The sequence below is a fragment of the Caldimonas brevitalea genome, assembly GCF_001017435.1.
Classification (GTDB): domain Bacteria; phylum Pseudomonadota; class Gammaproteobacteria; order Burkholderiales; family Burkholderiaceae_C; genus Caldimonas; species Caldimonas brevitalea.
Genome location: NZ_CP011371.1, coordinates 1679836 through 1696287, shown reverse-complemented (window position 1 = coordinate 1696287; position 16452 = coordinate 1679836). Strand labels below are relative to the sequence as shown.

The 16452-nt window shown below is 69.5% G+C and carries 15 protein-coding genes; 10 read left to right on the top strand and 5 right to left on the bottom strand.

Annotated features, from left to right (window positions below):
- Positions 1–6 precede the first annotated feature (6 nt).
- The 5 genes from AAW51_RS07405 (at position 7) to AAW51_RS07385 (ending at position 5180) form a co-directional block, all read left to right on the top strand.
- Positions 7–1425, top strand: a complete 1419-nt coding sequence (locus tag AAW51_RS07405; RefSeq protein WP_047194091.1) for a di-heme oxidoreductase family protein — start codon at positions 7–9, stop codon at positions 1423–1425.
- Positions 1422–2498, top strand: coding sequence for an imelysin family protein (locus AAW51_RS07400; RefSeq protein ID WP_053013409.1), 1077 nt, complete (start codon positions 1422–1424; stop codon positions 2496–2498). Before AAW51_RS07405 ends, AAW51_RS07400 begins: the two co-directional genes overlap by 4 nt.
- Positions 2495–3604 (top strand): DUF1513 domain-containing protein, encoded by a 1110-nt coding sequence (locus tag AAW51_RS07395; protein WP_238947785.1) that lies wholly within the window; start codon positions 2495–2497, stop codon positions 3602–3604. The genes AAW51_RS07400 and AAW51_RS07395 overlap by 4 nt, the downstream gene beginning before the upstream one ends.
- A 179-nt stretch (positions 3605–3783) precedes the next feature.
- Positions 3784–4512 (top strand): alpha/beta hydrolase, encoded by a 729-nt coding sequence (locus AAW51_RS07390; protein WP_053013408.1) that lies wholly within the window; start codon positions 3784–3786, stop codon positions 4510–4512.
- Positions 4513–4763: 251 nt separating this feature from the next.
- Positions 4764–5180, top strand: coding sequence for a hypothetical protein (locus tag AAW51_RS07385; protein WP_047194089.1), 417 nt, complete (start codon positions 4764–4766; stop codon positions 5178–5180).
- A 148-nt stretch (positions 5181–5328) separates the two neighbouring features.
- On the opposite strand, the gene AAW51_RS07380 is transcribed toward AAW51_RS07385, so the two are convergent.
- The 4 genes from AAW51_RS07380 to gntR form a co-directional block, all read right to left on the bottom strand.
- Positions 5329–6066: a phasin family protein gene (locus AAW51_RS07380; protein ID WP_083438152.1), complete on the bottom strand. Its 738-nt coding sequence runs from the start codon at positions 6064–6066 to the stop codon at positions 5329–5331.
- A 257-nt stretch (positions 6067–6323) separates the two neighbouring features.
- A complete protein-coding gene (locus AAW51_RS07375; RefSeq protein WP_047194087.1) occupies positions 6324–6755 on the bottom strand; it encodes a hypothetical protein in 432 nt (143 codons plus the stop codon).
- 128 nt (positions 6756–6883) lie between these two features.
- On the bottom strand, positions 6884–8074 hold the full coding sequence (locus tag AAW51_RS07370) for an acyltransferase family protein (RefSeq protein WP_047194086.1): 1191 nt from the start codon (positions 8072–8074) through the stop codon (positions 6884–6886).
- Positions 8075–8360: 286 nt separating this feature from the next.
- Entirely contained in the window at positions 8361–9386 is a 1026-nt protein-coding gene (gene gntR / locus AAW51_RS07365; protein ID WP_047194085.1) for an HTH-type transcriptional regulator GntR, read from the bottom strand.
- 186 nt (positions 9387–9572) lie between these two features.
- Between gntR and AAW51_RS07360 the strand changes: the two genes are divergently transcribed.
- The 4 genes from AAW51_RS07360 to AAW51_RS07345 all read left to right on the top strand — a co-directional run bounded on the left by AAW51_RS07360 (position 9573) and on the right by AAW51_RS07345 (position 13100).
- The gene (locus AAW51_RS07360) at positions 9573–10103 is read left to right on the top strand and encodes a gluconokinase (RefSeq protein ID WP_047194084.1); all 531 of its coding nucleotides are present in this window, start codon (positions 9573–9575) and stop codon (positions 10101–10103) included.
- 136 nt (positions 10104–10239) lie between these two features.
- Positions 10240–10758, top strand: a complete 519-nt coding sequence (locus AAW51_RS07355; RefSeq protein ID WP_047194083.1) for a TRAP transporter small permease — start codon at positions 10240–10242, stop codon at positions 10756–10758.
- 7 nt (positions 10759–10765) lie between these two features.
- Positions 10766–12046: a TRAP transporter large permease gene (locus tag AAW51_RS07350; RefSeq protein ID WP_047194082.1), complete on the top strand. Its 1281-nt coding sequence runs from the start codon at positions 10766–10768 to the stop codon at positions 12044–12046.
- Positions 12047–12080: 34 nt separating this feature from the next.
- A complete protein-coding gene (locus AAW51_RS07345) occupies positions 12081–13100 on the top strand; it encodes a TRAP transporter substrate-binding protein (protein ID WP_047194081.1) in 1020 nt (339 codons plus the stop codon).
- A gap of 31 nt (positions 13101–13131) precedes the next feature.
- On the opposite strand, the gene AAW51_RS07340 is transcribed toward AAW51_RS07345, so the two are convergent.
- On the bottom strand, positions 13132–15375 hold the full coding sequence (locus AAW51_RS07340; RefSeq protein ID WP_047194080.1) for a molybdopterin oxidoreductase family protein: 2244 nt from the start codon (positions 15373–15375) through the stop codon (positions 13132–13134).
- A gap of 266 nt (positions 15376–15641) precedes the next feature.
- Here AAW51_RS07340 and AAW51_RS07335 point away from each other — a divergent pair, with 266 nt between their 5' ends.
- A complete protein-coding gene (locus AAW51_RS07335) occupies positions 15642–16283 on the top strand; it encodes a hypothetical protein (RefSeq protein WP_047194079.1) in 642 nt (213 codons plus the stop codon).
- Positions 16284–16452: the final 169 nt, after the last annotated feature.

Genomic DNA, 16452 nt, shown 5'->3' with positions numbered 1-16452 from the left:
AGGTATATGCGCCCTTGGCCGGGCCTGGCGGCCCTGCTCGCACTCGCGGGCACGGCGCTCGGTCTGCACGCGCAGCAAGACGACGACGTCCTCGGCGAACGCCCGGGCGGCGCAACCACGGTGCATGCCGATGGTCGCAATGCCTTCTCGTTTCCGGCCGCCAACCTGAGTGACTCGGAACGCACCCGCTTTGCGATCGGCAACTCCTTCTTCCGGCGCAACTGGGTCGAGGCGCCGGCGTCGACCACCGCGCGCGACGGCCTCGGCCCGCACTTCATCGCGCGCTCCTGTGGCGGCTGCCATGTGCAGGACGGACGTGGTGCACCGCCCGACTTCCGGCGTGGCCTGCAAGAACAGCCAGTCGCCTTGCTGATGCGCTTGTCAGTCCCCGGTCGCAACGAGCACGGCGGGCCACAACCCGACCCCGTGTACGGCGATCAACTGAACAACGCCGCCGTGCAGGGCGTGCGGCCCGAAGCGCAGGTCGAGCTGCGGCACACCGCTGCGCACGGCCGCTTCGCCGACGGCACGCGCTACACCTTGCAGCGGCCGCACTACCGCTTGCGCGAGGCGGCCTACGGCCCGACGGCGCCCGGCTTGATGATGAGCCCGCGCATCGCGCCGCAGGTGATCGGGGTCGGCCTGATCGAGTCGATCGCGGACGAAGACATCCTGGCCAACGCGCGCCAGCAAGCCGAGATGCCTGGACCGATCAAAGGCGTGCCGAACCGCGTCTGGGACGCAGCGTCGCGCGAGACGCGCCTGGGCCGCTTTGGCTGGAAGGCGAATGTCGCGACGCTGGCCCACCAGACCGCTGCCGCGTTCATCGGCGACATCGGCATCACCTCGTCGATGTTCCCCGACGAGGCGTGCTCGCAGACGCAGACCGATTGCCGCGAGGCGCCGCGCGGCGCCAAGGGCGAACAGCCCGAGATCGATGACAAGACCTTGGACGACGTCGTGTTCTATCAGGCCACACTGGCGCCGCCGGCCCGCCGCGGCGTGCACGACCCGCAGGTACAGCGCGGCCAGCAGCTGTTCCAGCAGGCGCAATGCGCGGTCTGTCACCGCCCCAGCTATGTGACGTCGGCCGCGCCCTTCCCGCGCCTGACCAGCAGCGCGCTGCAAGGCCAGAAGATCTGGCCCTACACCGACTTGCTGCTGCACGACATGGGCCCTGGCCTGGCCGACGGACGGCCCGACTTCAACGCCAGCGGCCGGCAATGGAAGACGCCGCCGTTGTGGGGCATCGGGCTGATACGCGACGTCAACGGTCACCAGCGCCTGCTGCACGACGGCCGTGCGCGCGGTGTGCTCGAGGCCATCCTGTGGCACGACGGCGAGGCCCGCGCAAGCCGCGACCAGGTGCTGAAGATGAGTCGCGATGAACGCGCGGCTTTGGTTCGCTTCGTGGAGTCGCTATGAAGAAGAAGGCCTGGCACTGCTGCGTCCTGGCGGCCACGCTGCTGGCCGCGTCGAGGATGGCTTGGGCCGCGGACGCTGCGCCCGTGGTGGCCGTGCCCTACTACACGCCGGCCGCGTTCATGCAGGGCCTGCAGCGCCACTGGTATCTGCCGCGTGCCGCCGAGTTCGCGCGGCACGCCGAGGCACTGCCGCCGGCCTTGCAGGCGCTGTGCGCCGCGCCGCCCGCCCGCACCGAGCCGGCGCGAGCCAGGGCTCGCGAACAGTGGCGCGACACGACGCTGGCGTGGGAGCAACTGTCGATGGTGCCGGCCGCGCCGTTGGTGGCACGGCGTTCGGTGCGCCAGATCGACTTCACACCCCCGCGGCCCGAGCTGATCCAGCGCGCCATCGAACAAGCTCCGGGCGATGCTCAGGCGATGGAGCGCATCGGCGCGCCCGCCAAAGGCCTGCCGGCGCTCGAGTGGCTGCTCTGGCCCCAAGCGCTGAAGCCGGCGACGCCGGCCTGCCGCTACGCCGAACAAGTGGCGGCTGACATCGCCCGTGAAGCGGCAGCGCTGCAGGCGGAATTCCAGCAGGCAACGGCGCAGGCGGCAGACGACGACGAGCGCGCCGGGCAGCAGATGGCCGAGTGGGTGAACCAGTGGATGGGCGCGGTGGAGCGGCTGCGCTGGCAAGACCTGGAGCGCCCGCAGCGCAGCCGCGACAGCACGTCGCGCCGCAGCGAGACCTGGCCGCGGGCGGCCAGCGGACTGACGCAGCAGAGTTGGGCTGCACGTTGGCGTGCCGTACACACGCTGGTGGCCGCGCAGCCCGGCCAGCCTGCCCCCTCGCCCGGCAGCGGCCTGGTGCCATTGGAGACCTATCTGCGCGGCCGTGGGCGCAACGACGTGGCCGACCACGTGGCCGCGACCGCCGGGCGGGTCGACAAAGCCATCGCGGCCGCCAAGCCGAAGTCCGCGCGGACGGTGCTGGCGGCCGCCGCGGCGCTGGCCGACCTCAAGCGTCTCGGCGAACAGGAGCTGGCCCCGGCGCTGCAGGTCACGCTCGGCTTTTCGGACGCGGACGGCGATTGAACGTCAACGAGATGCGCTGGCGCCGCAGACACTGGCTCGCTGCACTGACCGCCCTGCTCGGCAGCCCGGTGAGCGCCGTGCAACCTGCGCCCGCGCGACGCATCGACCAGGACCGTCTCGCGCTGTCCTGGGTCGACAGCGCCGGGCACTGGCTGGGTGTGTTGCGGCTCGCGCCCGGCGGCCCCCGCCTGGATGCAAGGCTGGCCATCCCGACCCGTGCCCATGCCTTGCGCGTGTTGCCGGACGGGAGCCTGCTCGCCGTGGCGCGACGCCCGGGCGACTGGCTGCTGCACTGGACGCCGTCCGGGCAGGTGCTGCGCTGGGGCTGGATCGAGCCCGACCGCGTCTACAACGGTCATGTGCTGGTCTCGCCGGATGGACGAACCCTCTACACCACCGAAACCGATTTCCAGTCGGGCGCAGGGCTGGTCGGCCTGCGCGATACCCGGACGCTGCAAAAGCGTGACGAGTGGCGGACCCACGGCATCGATCCGCATGCCCTCATCCGCGACGCGGATGGGCAGCTACTGGTCGCCAACGGCGGCATCGCCACCCGGCCGGAAACCGGCCGCCTCAAACTCGACCTCGAGCGCATGGACTCGTCGCTGGTGCGCCTGGCCCCGGACGACGGCGCGCTGCTCGGGCAATGGCGTCTCGACGATCGCCGCCTCAGCTTGCGGCACCTGGCCTTGGCCGCCGACGGCACCGTCGGCATCGCCCTGCAGGCCGAGCACGACGAGGCCGAGCGCAAGCAAACCGCGCCCGTATTGGCGGTCTTCGACGGGCGCCAGCTGCGCACCGCGGTGCCGCCCGCGGGTCTGTCGCTGCAGGGGTACGGCGGCGACATCGCGTCGACCGGCGACGGCTTTTTTGCCGTCAGCTGCACCCGCGCCCATTGCGTGAGCTTGTGGCATGCCGACGGCCGCTACGCCGGGCAGTGGCCGCTGGACGAGGCCTGCGCGTTGGCGCCGGGCCGCCGCGGCAACGTCCGGGCCGGCGGCCGCACGGCGGGGTTCGAGCTGTCTGCGCCACCCGGAGAGCCGGCCCCACAACGCCTCCCGCTCCCCACCGGGGCGCGCCCCGACAACCATTGGACGCGGCTGTGACGGCACCGACGCCGGCGGGCGGGAACGCCGGCTGCAGCGAACGCTGAGACACGTCCGCTTCCGCCAAGGCTGGCCTACCCCTGCCTCGCGCCTGGCCCCGCGCCCGCTCCCACGGGTTCGCCGCGCTGGCGACCGCGGGCGTTTCTCGCTTCCGTCGTCTTCTGTTACTGGACGCCCCCATGCACAGCTTCGACCCGGGCCGCCCCGGCATCAGCGGCCCCTTGCACGCCGACTACATGCCCCTGGTCTATCGATGGCGCGCCGCACACGCGTCCGCCACCCGCCGCCCCCTGCTCGTCCTGTTGCACGGCGTGGGAGGAGACGAGATGAGCCTGGCACCGCTGATCGCCTCCTTGCCGACCGACCTGCATGTGGCCCTGGTCCGCGGCCCGATCGCACAGCCGGAAGGCGGCTACGCCTGGTACACCATGCAGCAGACCGGCCTGGGCTTGCGGGCCAACGCCGACCAGGCCGAAGCAGCGCGCGAGCAACTGCTGCAACTGCTCACCCACCTGCGCCTCGCCCACCCTTTCGACCCCCGGCAGGTCTATGTCGCCGGCTTCAGCCAGGGGGGCGTGATGAGCGCCAGCGTCGGCCTGACCCGTCCTGACAAGGTGGCCGCGATCGGCGTGCTGTGCGGGCGCATCCTGCCGCAGGTGAAGTGGCAGTTGGCGCCGGGGGGCCAGCTGTCGCGGCTGCAGGCGTTCGTGGCCCATGGCGGGGCCGACGACGTCATCCCTTCCGAGCACGCGGTCGACACCGTTCACACCCTTGCCGAGCACCGCGTGCAGCTGCTCTACCGCGACTACCCGGGCGGACACGAGATCTCGGCCGAGATGGCGGCCGACTTTGTGCAGTGGGTGGCTCAGCGCTGCAAATTGGCCTATCGCGGCGGGGCACCCACCTGATGCTGTTCAAGCTGCACGCGGGCGGCAAATTCTGCCGTAGCCGAATCAGGGAAACCCCGTAGGGTGCGGGTTTCCACGGGCATGCTGGCTGCTGTAACAGATGCGTGGGATACGAAAGGCAGTTCACCTGATGCAGATGTCTGCTCTGCTCCCATGAAGCGTGACGGGAACAGGGTTCTTCCCCCTCGAGCGCCTTCTCAGGACCGGCGGCAACGCCGGGCACCGTTCAACTGCAGGAAAGGAATGCTGAGATGAAATCGAAAAAGAATCTGCTGGGCTGTGTTGTCGCCGCGTTGTTCGCTTCGGGTAGCGTCTACGCGCAGAGCACGGTAACCGACCCCGCCAGCCCGCCGCTGAGCGGCACCCAGCAAGGCGTTGCGCCGTCGCAAGGCAACACGGGCTCGACCCCGACAGGCGGCCAGGGCGCGACCACCCAGCAAGGCACGATGAGCGGCCAAAGCGATGCCGCCACCAGCGGCCGGGGCCCCAGCGCCTCTCCCTCCGACTATCAGTCCCAGGGTCGCCAGGCGGATCCACGCGCTAACACCGACGAGAACTTCTCAGGCTCGGAACTGAGGGGCCCGGTCGGTGAAGGTGAAGCGACGAGTTGGTGGCCGGGCAAGGACTCGGAAGCCGAGTCCGACGCTCGCAGCGGCGCCATCCGTTGACGTTAGCGCCGCACCCGCGGCATCGCTTCGGGGCCCGTGTCAGCACGGGCCCCGTGTCATTCCTCTTCTCCCCCGCCTCTGTGGTGGCACTCAACGCCGTCCAGGCAGGGCCCGGCCGGCGCTGTGTGGCGGCGTGATCGGAAGAAGGTCAGTGCACGGGCCCCTGCCCGGTCGCAGAAGCCGCGATGTCGGCGGCCTGCCGTCCCACGCTGCGCTGCCAGTTGTTGGCCTGCGCCAGCCACTGGTCCCATGCGGAAGTGGCCCAACCGAGAGCACCTTGCGCCGCGTCCGGTGAAGGCCAGCCGAGCGCGCCGGGGGTCCAGCTGCGCGGGCCGCTGCCGGCTGCACCGGAAGCTGCCGACGTCACCGCCTGCGTGTTGCCGGCCCATTCCTGCGCCGCGGTGAGGCTGGTCTTCTGCCACTCGGCCAGGCTGCTGGCCAGGCGGTTGGCGACCTCGTTGCGGGCCCGGTTCAGGGTGTCGAAGTAGCCCATCCAGTACTGCAGCCCGCCTTCGCCCGCCGAACGCAGCAATTGCGCCTGGATGCCGAAAAGATCGCCCACATCGCGCGCACTGCCGACGCGCGTGGCAGCCTCTTCATACCGTTGCTGAGCCTGGCGGGCCGCCTGGAGTTGCATTTCCCGCAAGGACTGTGCGCCGCTGGCGAGCGACTGCGCCAGCCCGATGACGCCGGCAAGCTGGGTCTTGCCGAGTTCCGCCCAGGCGTCGAGTGCATGCGGCCCGGGCACCCGCCGGGCGGCGGTTTCCGCCGCATCTGCCGCGGCGCTGGAAGCGCCTGCTGCGGCCGCCGCGGCCGCGGCGGCCGTGGGTGTCGCAACCGTCTCGGGTGGAACGGATGTCGGTTGCGAAGGGCTCGGGTTCTTCATCGTCAGCCTCCTATTGCGAGAGATGGACAGGACTTGGACCCGCACGGGCGGGCCTCGTCCTCGTGGTCAAAAGGGGCATTGGGCGAGCCGGCGTGTGTCAAGTCAATCGAAGCACCCGGGCACGTCGTGGACAAGCATGCAACAAGCGTTGCGTGAAGGTGGTTTGCCGGCACCCGATCTGCGCGGGCCTCGCTGCGCGCCGGGCCGGAGGACCTGGAATGACGCGCCGGTCCGGGTGTGGGGCACGGCGCGTGGGCCTAGGACGCACGGCTATCGTTCGGCACCACCCCGGGCCACGCGGCCCAGGGCCCCCACCAGCGTCGCCAGTCGCCCAGCGAATGCAGCCCCACGGTCATCAGTTCGCGGGTCGCCTCCTGCAACGGTTGCGGAGGCATCGTGCCTGCCACCAGCTTGCTGGCATCCTGGTCGCGGACCGCCTCGGCGGCGTTCGGCATCCACCGCCCCGCTGAGGGCATCCACCACTGCAGCGGCGACAACCACAGCGCCTGCATCTCGGCCCAGGCCGCACTGACCTGCTCGGCCGAGTCGAAGGTGGTGCGCGTGTAAGCGTCGCACAGACTGAGCCACTGCCCGAGCGGATCGAACGCGCCGTTGTGGCGCGGCCCGATCGCCGGTGGACGCGGCACCACGTCGGTGATGTCGCGGGGGTCGGTGCGGGGAATGCTCATGCTGGGCTCCTTGTGCGCGAGGGGAAGCGGGTCGGGCCAACATAAGGGGCGGGATAGGCCCGCGCAAGCGCTGCGGCCAATGCCTGCGGCAGCGCCGCTGGTACTGGCCGCCCGCTGGGTGCGACGGGTCAGTCGGGCGTGGCCGACGCGAGCGGGGCGGCTTCGCGACGACGTGGCCGAGCCGCGGTATCACCGTTGAAGAAGAGGCGGTAGAGCCAGAAGCGGCCGAGCACCAGGTGCAGGCCCCACGACAGCCCCAGGCCGGCCGCGGTCAGGGCGGCGAACTCCAGCAGCGGCGGCAGGTGCACGAAACACAGCGGAATCGCCAGCGCGACCACGATGGGGTGGTGCAGGAGGTAGATCGAATAGGCGCCGTCGACCAGTTGCTTCACCAGGCGATGCTCGATGTCGAGGAAGCGCCAGCAGGCACCCACCACCAGATGGAAGCCCGACCAGGCGGCCAGGGGGCGCACAACCACCCGCAACGCCTTTTGCCACGCCGTGCCGCCGTCGTGCCACAAGGTCATCACGACGCCGCCCAGCAGCAGCAACACCAGCGCGATACCGACCGACGTCTTGGTCCAGGTGAGCGCCCGGAACAGCAGGCTGCGGTCAGCGCAGAACACCAGGCCGGCGATGAAGTAAGGCGCGAACATGAACAAGGTGTGCGTGCTGACACCGCCCCAGAAATAGCCCGGCAAGGCAATGCCGAGTTGCCCCAGGCCGGTCCAGGCGATGTTGTAGGCGACGTGGGCGGCCAGCAAGGCGGCCACGCCCAGCGGGCCGATGCCTTGCAGGCGACGCGCCAGCGCCTCGATGCCGCGCACCAGCCCGAAGCGCGCCAGCAGTGCCGTCAGCAAGGAAAACTGCAACAGGTCGATCAGAAACCACAGGTGGGCCACCAGGTGCAGCCCGGGGCGGTCGGTGATCTGGCCGTCGATGATGAAGGCGCGCGCGATCGGCTCCCCTTCGATCCGCATCGGCCCGGCCCAGGTCATCAGCAGCGCGTGCAGCGGCCCCAGCAGCAGCAAGGCGGTAAGCAAGGGCAGGCCCAGACGTGTCAGGCGTGCCCGCACGAACTCTTTCGGGCCGCGCCGGCTCAGGATCAAAAAGCTGAAAAAGCCGGCGACGACAAAAAACGAGTGCATGCGAAACGTGTTCGACGTGGCGGCGAAAAACGACAACACGGCCGACTTCTCGGGCGAAAACACCCACCAGTCGGTGGCGATCGAATAGGCCATCGCGACGTGGAAGGGAATGCCGAGCAGCATCAGCAACGCCCGCGCGGAATCGAGCCAATTCAACCGCCCCTGCTTCATCTGATTCTCCTGCGATATACGAAACGGCACCAATAGCAAACAACTGCAACAGAAACACACGCAATTCCCGCGCCGTCGCTGCAGGCAACACGGGGACATCCGAATCGCGCCGCACGTCCGGGACCTTGGCTTCGGAGGGAGAAACGCAGAGGAAGGCCGACCTGCATGGCCGACCAGAGGTGCTGCGGAAGGTGCGCTGATGCTTCGTTAGCTAGGGCACGCCCGTGCACCCTAGCGTGTAGCGGACGAGGCCCTGTATCCAGGCGTTAGAGGTGGCCGTCCGCCTTCAGGTGCTGTCGCGCACCACCACCTCGTACCCGAGCTTGACGCAACCCGGCGCCGGCACCTCCCCGCGGATCAGCTGCAACAGCATGCGCGCTCCCGCCTCCCCCACTTCGTAGCGAGGCGTTCGCACCGTGGTCAGCGGCGGGATCATCTGGTCGCTGCCGGCCAGATCGTTGAAGCCGGCCACCGCGAGGCGGCCCGGCACTGCCACACCGAGCCGCTGGGCGGCCAGCAGACCTCCCTGGGCGAGGTCGTCGTTGCAGAAGAACACCGCCTCGACCTCGCGGCGCGTCTGCAGCAGTTCTTCCAGCAAGCGCCCACCGAGCGCGATCGACGACGGTTCGGGACACAGCAGTTCCAGTCGGGCGTCATAACAACCCGCTCCGCGCAAGGCGCGGCGAAAGCCCTCTGCACGCTGCATCGTGCGCGGGTCGAGCTGGGCAGCCACGAAGGCAATACGACGGTAGCCCTGCGCCAACAGGTGCTCCGTGATCGCGGCGCCGGCCTCGAGCTGCGAAAAACCGGCGCAATACACCCCGGGCGTCTCGGTCGCTTCCATCAGGTGGACGCAGGGCAGCCCGCTGCCCTGTATCAGGCGCCGCGCTGTTTCGGTACGGTCGAAGCCCGTCACCAGCAGCCCGGCCGGCCGGTGCGCAAGATAGCTGCGCAGCAGTTGCTCCTCCTCCGCCGGGTCGTAATGGGTGACGCCGATCAAGGCCTGGTAGCCGGCCGGAAACAAGGTCCGGTGCACGGCCTCGAGCAGGTCGACGAACAGGGCATTCGACAGCAAGGGCACCAGCACCACCACATGGGTGCTGCGGGCCGATGCCAAGGCGCGCGCCGCCGGATCGGGGACGTAGCCGAGGCGCTGCGCGGCGTCCTGCACCCGCGCGACCAGTTCGGCGGCCACGCCGCGCTCGTTGCGCAAGGCGCGCGATGCCGTGATCGGGCTGACGTCTGCCTCACGTGCCACATCCTGCAGGGTGATCCTGCCGCTCGAGCGGCGCCGGCGCGTGGGAGTCGTCATCCTCGGGTTTCACCTATACGTTTTCCAGGGCTGGCGCGTAGGATAGCGCTACCAACCCCTCTTCACAAGCACGCGCCGCGTGTGTCACGAGGGGATGGCACCGTCCACGAGCCGAATTGGTCTTACAAAAGCATGTTTTCGAGCCTATCCTGAGCTTTTAGCACCCCCCTTCAATACGTCATGAGCATGGACAGCGCTACCCGTTCACTACCCGATCCGGCCGCACTCGTCGTGATGGGCGTGGCGGGGTGCGGCAAGTCCAGCCTTGGGGCTCGCTGCGCGGACGCGCTGGGGTGGCCGCTGATCGAAGGTGATGATTTCCATGCGGCCGAGAGCGTGGCCAAGATGCGCGCCGGCATCGCGCTGACCGACGCCGACCGCCAGGGCTGGCTGGAGCGCCTCGCCTCCATGCTCTCGGCGCACCAGGGCGGTGTGGTGCTCACCTGCTCCGCGCTGCGGCGCCGCTACCGCGATCAGCTGCGCGCGGCCAAGCCGGGCCTGCGCTTCGTCTTCCTCGACCTCGACCCCGCCACCGCACACCTGCGGGTCGCATCGCGCGGCGCGCACTTCTTTTCGCCCTCGCTGGTCGCCAGCCAGTTCGCCGCGCTCGAGTCGCCGGTCGGAGAGCCCGGCGTGTTGCGGGTGGATGCCACCCAGCCGCTCGACGCACTGACGGCGCAAGTGGTGAGCTGGCTTGCGGCCGGGGGCCGCCCTTGAGACAGCCGGCGGCCTTCGCGCCGGCCCCTACCCAGCTGCCGTCCGGCCGCGCTGGCACCGATTGGTGCCGGCTCGTTCGGTCGAACCGCTCGCCCGCCGGACACTTGCCCGCCTGGCCAGTCGCAGGAGTTGCACGATGACCACCTCCCCTCCCGCCGCCACCGGCCGCCGTCTCGGGGCGCTGTTGCAGCGCGTCGCCGAAGCGGCCATGGCCCTCGGTCTCGCCGGCATGGTGCTCGCCGTGTTCGTCAACGTGGTGCTGCGTTATGCCTTCGACACCGGCATCGTGTTCTACGAAGAACTGGCCCGCCTGCTGTTCGTCTGGCTGGTGTGCATCGGCGCCATCGTCGCCTCGCGCGAACGGCAGCACCTTGGCTTCGACCTGCTGACGTCGCGTCTGCGCGCGGCTCCACGACGCTGGTGCACCGCACTGTCCCGGCTGGGCATCGCCTACGTCCTGGTGCTGGTGACCCAGGGCTCGTGGCGGCAGGTGCAGGCGGGCCTGGACAGCCACAGCACGGTGATCGGCTACCCGCTCGCACTCGCCGCGGCCGCCACGCTGGTGCTGGCCATCGGCATGCTGGCGGTGCTGCTGCACCAGGTGGTGGTGGGGGGCGAGGCGCCCCTCGGGTCGGCCGACACCCACGTCGAGTGAGGCGGCCATGCTCGTGACCGCGATCTTTCTCTGCGTGCTGCTGGCCGGCATGCTGATCGGCATGCCGATCGCCCATGCGCTGCTGCTCACCGGCGTGGCGCTGATGTACCACCTGGACTTCTTCGACCCGCAGCTGCTGGCGCAGAACCTGCAAGCGGGTTTCGACAATTTCCCGCTGCTGGCGGTGCCGTTTTTCATCCTGGCCGGCGAGCTGATGAACGCGGGCGGCTTGAGCCGGCGCATCATCGACCTGGCGCGCAGCCTGGTCGGCCACATCCGTGGCGGCCTCGGTTTCGTCGCGATCGGCGCCGCCATCCTGCTCGCGTCGATGAGCGGCTCGGCGATCGCCGACACCGCCGCGCTCGCCACCCTCTTGCTGCCGATGATGCGCTCGCAGCACTACCCCGACAGCTACAGCGCCGGGCTGCTGTCGTCGGGCGGCATCATCGCGCCCATCATCCCGCCGTCGATGCCCTTCGTGATCTACGGTGTCACCACCAACACGTCGATCAGCAAGCTGTTCCTGTCGGGCATCTTCCCGGGGCTGATGATGGGACTGTTCTTGCTGTGCGCCTGGTATGCCATCGCGAGGCGCCACCGCCTTGCACCCCTGCCGCCCGCCTCATGGCCGGAACGCTTGCACGCGCTACTCGGCAGCCTGTGGGCGCTGATGATGCCGGTGATCATCCTGGGTGGCCTGAAGGGCGGCGTGTTCACGCCCACCGAAGCCGCCGTCGTCGCGGCCGTCTACGCCCTGCTGGTGTCGACCTGCGTCTACCGTGAACTCAACCTGCGCGGGCTCTATCGGGTGCTGGTCTCGGCCAGCAAGACCACCGCCGTGGTCATGTTCCTGTGCGGTGCCGCCACCGTGACGGCCTACATGATCACGCTGGCCGACCTGCCCAACGAACTGGCGCAGGTGTTTGCCCCGGCGATGGACAGCCCGCTGCTGTTCATGGCACTCATGATGGTGTTCTTGCTGTTCGTCGGCACCGCGATGGACCTGACGCCGACCATCCTGATCTTCGCCCCCGTGTGCGCGCCGCTCGCCGCCAAGGCCGGCATCGACCCGGTCTACTTCGGCTTCATGTTCATCTACGTCGGCAGCCTCGGTCTGATCACGCCGCCCGTGGGCACGGTGCAGAACGTCGTGGCCGGCGTCGGGCGGCTGCGCATGGCGACGGTGATCCAGGGCACCACGCCCTTCCTGGCGATGTACTTCCTGCTGCTGGTGCTGTTCGTCGCCTTTCCGCAGCTGGTCCTGGCGCCGTTGAAGTGGCTGCACTAACTCCCTTTGTTGTTCTTGTTCAGGAGATCACCTCATGACCCACCTCACTCGCCTCGTCGCCGCACTCGGCATCGCGCTCGCCACCGCTGCCGCCGCGCAGGCGCAGGACATCAAGCCAAGAATGATCCGCTTCGGCTACGGGCTGAACAAGGAGTCGAACCAGGGCCGGGCGGTCGAGCTGTTCGCCCGCGAGGTCGAAAAGGCGTCGGGCGGCAAGATGAAGGTGCGGGCCATCGGCGCGGCCGCCCTCGGCTCCGACATCCAGATGCAGCAGGCCCTCATCGGCGGCGCGCAGGAGATGATGGTCGGCTCGACCGCCACGCTGGTCGGCATCACCAAAGAGATGGCGGTCTGGGACACTCCGTTCCTGTTCAACAACGCCCGTGAAGCCGATGCCGTGCTCGACGGGCCGGTCGGCCAGAAGGTGATCGACAAGCTGCAGGAGAAGGGCCTAGTGGGCCTGGTCTACTGGGAGAACGGCTTTCGCAACCTGACCAACAACAAGCAGCCGGTGGCGAAGCTCGAAGACCTCAACGGCATCAAGCTGCGCGTGATGCAGAACAACGTCTTCCTCGACAGCTTCAAGACCCTGGGCGCGAACGCCGTGCCGCTGCCCTTCTCGGAGCTGTTCACCGCGCTCGAAACCAAGGCGGTGGACGGCCAGGAGAATCCGTACAACACCATCCTGTCCAGCAAGTTCTATGAGGTGCAGAAATACCTCACCGTCACCAACCACGTCTACAGCCCGTGGATCGTGCTGGTCAGCAAGAAATACTGGGACGGCCTGACGCCGGCCGAGCGCAACGTGCTGCTCACCGCGGCCCGCAAGAGCCGCGACTTCGAACGCCAGGACACCCGCGACGAGGCGGCCAAGGCCCTGGCCGATCTGAAGGCCAAGGGCATGCAGGTCAACGAGCTGTCGCCGGCCGAGACCGCCCGCATGCGCGACCGGCTGACGCGGGTCAATGCGAGCATCGCCTCGAACGTCGGCATGGACCTGTGGAACGAGGTACAGGCCGCCGTCGCCAAGGCGCGCGGCGCCAGCGGCAAGTAAGACGCCGAACCGCGGGCGCCAGCCTGCAACGCTAGGCGAGCGCGGACAAGGTCACCGGCACGCCGCCCAGCACGGCGTTGCCCGACAGCGGGTCGCGCACGCCGTCGTCGAGCAGCGCATTCAGGTTAGCGCCGGGCCGCAGTGCCGCCACGCTGAGCTGTGAGCCGGGCAGGTCGTGGCCCCATCCGTGCGGCAGGCTCACCACCCCCGGCATCATCTCGTCGCTCACCTGCACGGGGGCTTCCACGCTCCGGCCGGAACGCCCTGCGATGCGGGCGGTGGCCCCATCGCGCAAGCCCAGCCGCTGCGCATCGTGCGGGTGCACCAGCACGGTACACCGCACCGGGCCCTTGGCCAGCGTCGGCAGGTTGTGCATCCAGCTGTTGTTCGAGCGCACCTGGCGCCGGCCGACGATCACCAGGTCGGGCACCGGGCGCTCGAGGTCGGCCGCCACGCGCGGCAGGTCGGCCAGCAGCGACGGCGGCGCCAGCTCGATGCGGCCCGAGGGCGTGCGCAGCACCTCGGGGATGCGGGGCGCCAGCGGGCCCAGGTCGATGCCGTCCGGCGCCTGCTTGAGCTTGGCGAGGCTGAGGCCGTCGGGCCTTGCACCGAAACCATCGCCGTAAGGGCCGCTGCGCAGCGCCAGGTCGAGCAAACGCTCCGGCCCTCGCGATGCTACGGCCGACACCGCCTCGAACATCGCTTCGGCATGCTCGCCGGCGCTGCGGCGCAGCTGCTCCAGCGTCAGCTGGTCGTCCAGGGCATCGACATCGGCCCGCGCCCCCAGCCCCATCACGATGCCGGTCAAGCGGGTCAGCGCGCGCCACTCGGGCCAGGCGCCGGCCGGCGGCGCAAACACCGCCGGGCTGTAGCGCGCATGGTTGCGGTACGACAGCTGCGGGAAGGCCACGTCGTAGTGCGCTTCCTCCAGCGCCGACAGCCCCGGCAGGATCACGTCGGCGTGGCGGGTCGTCTCGTTGAGATAGATGTCGACGCTCAGCATGAAGTCGAGCTGGTCGAGCGCGGCCGCCAGGCGCGGGCCGTTCGGTGCCGACAGCACCGGGTTGCTGCCGATCGTCACCAGCGCCTTCACCTGCCCCGGCCCTGGCGTTTCGATTTCCTCGGCCAGACAGGTGGTCGGGAACTCGCCGAACACTTCGGGCGCGCCGCTGACGCGGCTCTTGTGGCGGCCGGTGATGACACCGCGCCCGCTGCCCGGGCGCCCCGCGGTGTTGACCGCGAAGGCCGCCGCCTTCGGGAACATCGCACCACCCGGCTCGTCGAGATGCCCGGTGAGCACGTTGAGCACATCGACCAGCCAGCTCGACAAGCTGCCGAACTCCTGCGTGCAGGTGCCCAGCCGGCCGTAGACCGCCGCCCGCTCGGCCCCCGCGAGAGCGCGGGCCAGCTCGCGCATCTCTTGCGCGTCGATGCCGCAGCGCGCGGCCATCCGCTCGGGCGTGTAGCCGACCACCGCCTGCTGCACTTCCTCGACGCCGGCCACATGGGGCGCCAGCCGGCCCAGCTTCACCAGGCCCTCGTCGAACAGCGTGTGCACCATGCCGAGCAGCAGGAACACGTCGCTGCCCGGACGGATGAACAGATGGCGATCGGCCACCTCGGCCGTCTCGGTGCGCCGGGGATCGACCACCACGATGCGCCCGCCGCGCGCGCGCATCTGCTTCGCCTTGCCGCGGAAGTCGGGCACGGTCCAGAGGCTGCCGTTGGAGGCAACCGGGTTGGCACCCAGCACCAGCAGGAAGTCGCAGCGCTCGATGTCGGGCACCGGGATCGACAGCCAGTGGCCGAACATCAAGCCGCTGCTCAGCTGCTTGGGCATCTGGTCGAGCGTGGAAGCCGAATAGACCTGCTTGGAGCCGAGCGCCTTGAGAAAGCGGGGCCCGTAGAGCCCCACGCCCATCTTGTGCACGGTCGGGTTGCCCAGCACCACCGCCGCCGCATCGCGGCCGTGCTCGTTCAACAGCGGCATCAAACGCCGCTCGATTTCGTCGAAAGCTTCGTCCCAGCTGGCCGCGACGAAACGACCGTCGCGCTTGATCAAGGGCGTGCGCAGCCGGTCCGGATCTTCGTGGAGGTCCTTCAGCGCCACCCCCTTGGGGCAGAGGTAGCCGCGGCTGAACACATCGGCCTCATGGCCGCGGATGCTCGTCACCTTGCCGTTCGAGACCCGCAGTTCGAGCCCGCAGCAGGCCTCGCAAAGAGGGCAGACCCGGTGGGCGATGGTTTCGTTGTTCTCGTCGAGGGGCTGGTTCACGGGAAGCTCCACAAAAGGACACGGCAGGATCACACGGGTCGCCGCAGTGGGCGATGACCTCGCAGGTCATCGCGTCGCACACGCTTGGCGACACCCGTTGCAAACTCGGCGTGCCGTGTCGAAGATGAAATGGTTATCGTTGCGCCGCGTTCGGCCAGTCACCCAGGAGACACGGCCGCGCCGCTGCACGGCCCTGCGCCTACCCGCGCGGGAGGACGCAGGCGACCGTCTGCAGACCACCACACGTATACCAAGGGTCGTCCCGTATGAACACCTCGCATTCCCGATGGCGCCGCCTGGCCGCCGGGGCGCTGCTCGCAGGGTTGCCTGCGCTTACCCTCGCCGCCCCGCCCGCCACGCCCGACCCCGGATGGCTGGCGCAGTACCTGAAAGGCATGCAGAGCGACTGCGAAGCCAGCTTCACCCAGCGGCTCGGCACGGCCAACGGCCGCCACGCCGACGCGGAGGAAGACCGGCTGCGCCTGCAACTCGAGCGCAACGCCTTGTGCGGCTGTCTGCCCGAGCGCATCCGCCAACATGCGGACGCCAAGATCACCGAGGCCCTGCGCAGCGGCAACCGGCGTGTCAGCCAGCCTTTCCTGACCGAGCAGACCCGCATCTGCTCGGCTCTCACGCTGCGCGACCACATCGGCGCGCTGTGCCAGGCCGAGGCCAAGCGCAACGGCAACAGCGCCGGCGCTGCGCCCAATTGCGAATGCCTCGCGGACGGCATGCGCAAGCTCGACGACAAAACGCTGGCCGACGACGCGGTAGCCGCGTGGCGCAACGAGCAGGAGCGCCAGGACGACCCGCGTTTGCCGCGCTATGAAACCCGCAGCGCCAAACTGCGCGCCGCCTGCAGGCCAGGGGCACCGGGTGCGGCTGCCTCGGGCGCAGGCCAGCGCTGACCCTGCGTTCGCCGCTTCCGCCAGGCGGAGCGGCCGTGCGGTGTGCGTGGCCCTGTGCCACGCTGCGGAATTGCCGCCCGTGGTCTTCCCTAAGGGTGACGCACAGGTGACACCAGCGCCCCAACCCGCGCCTTAGCTTGTCGCCTCCGTACAAGACACAAACGGAGAC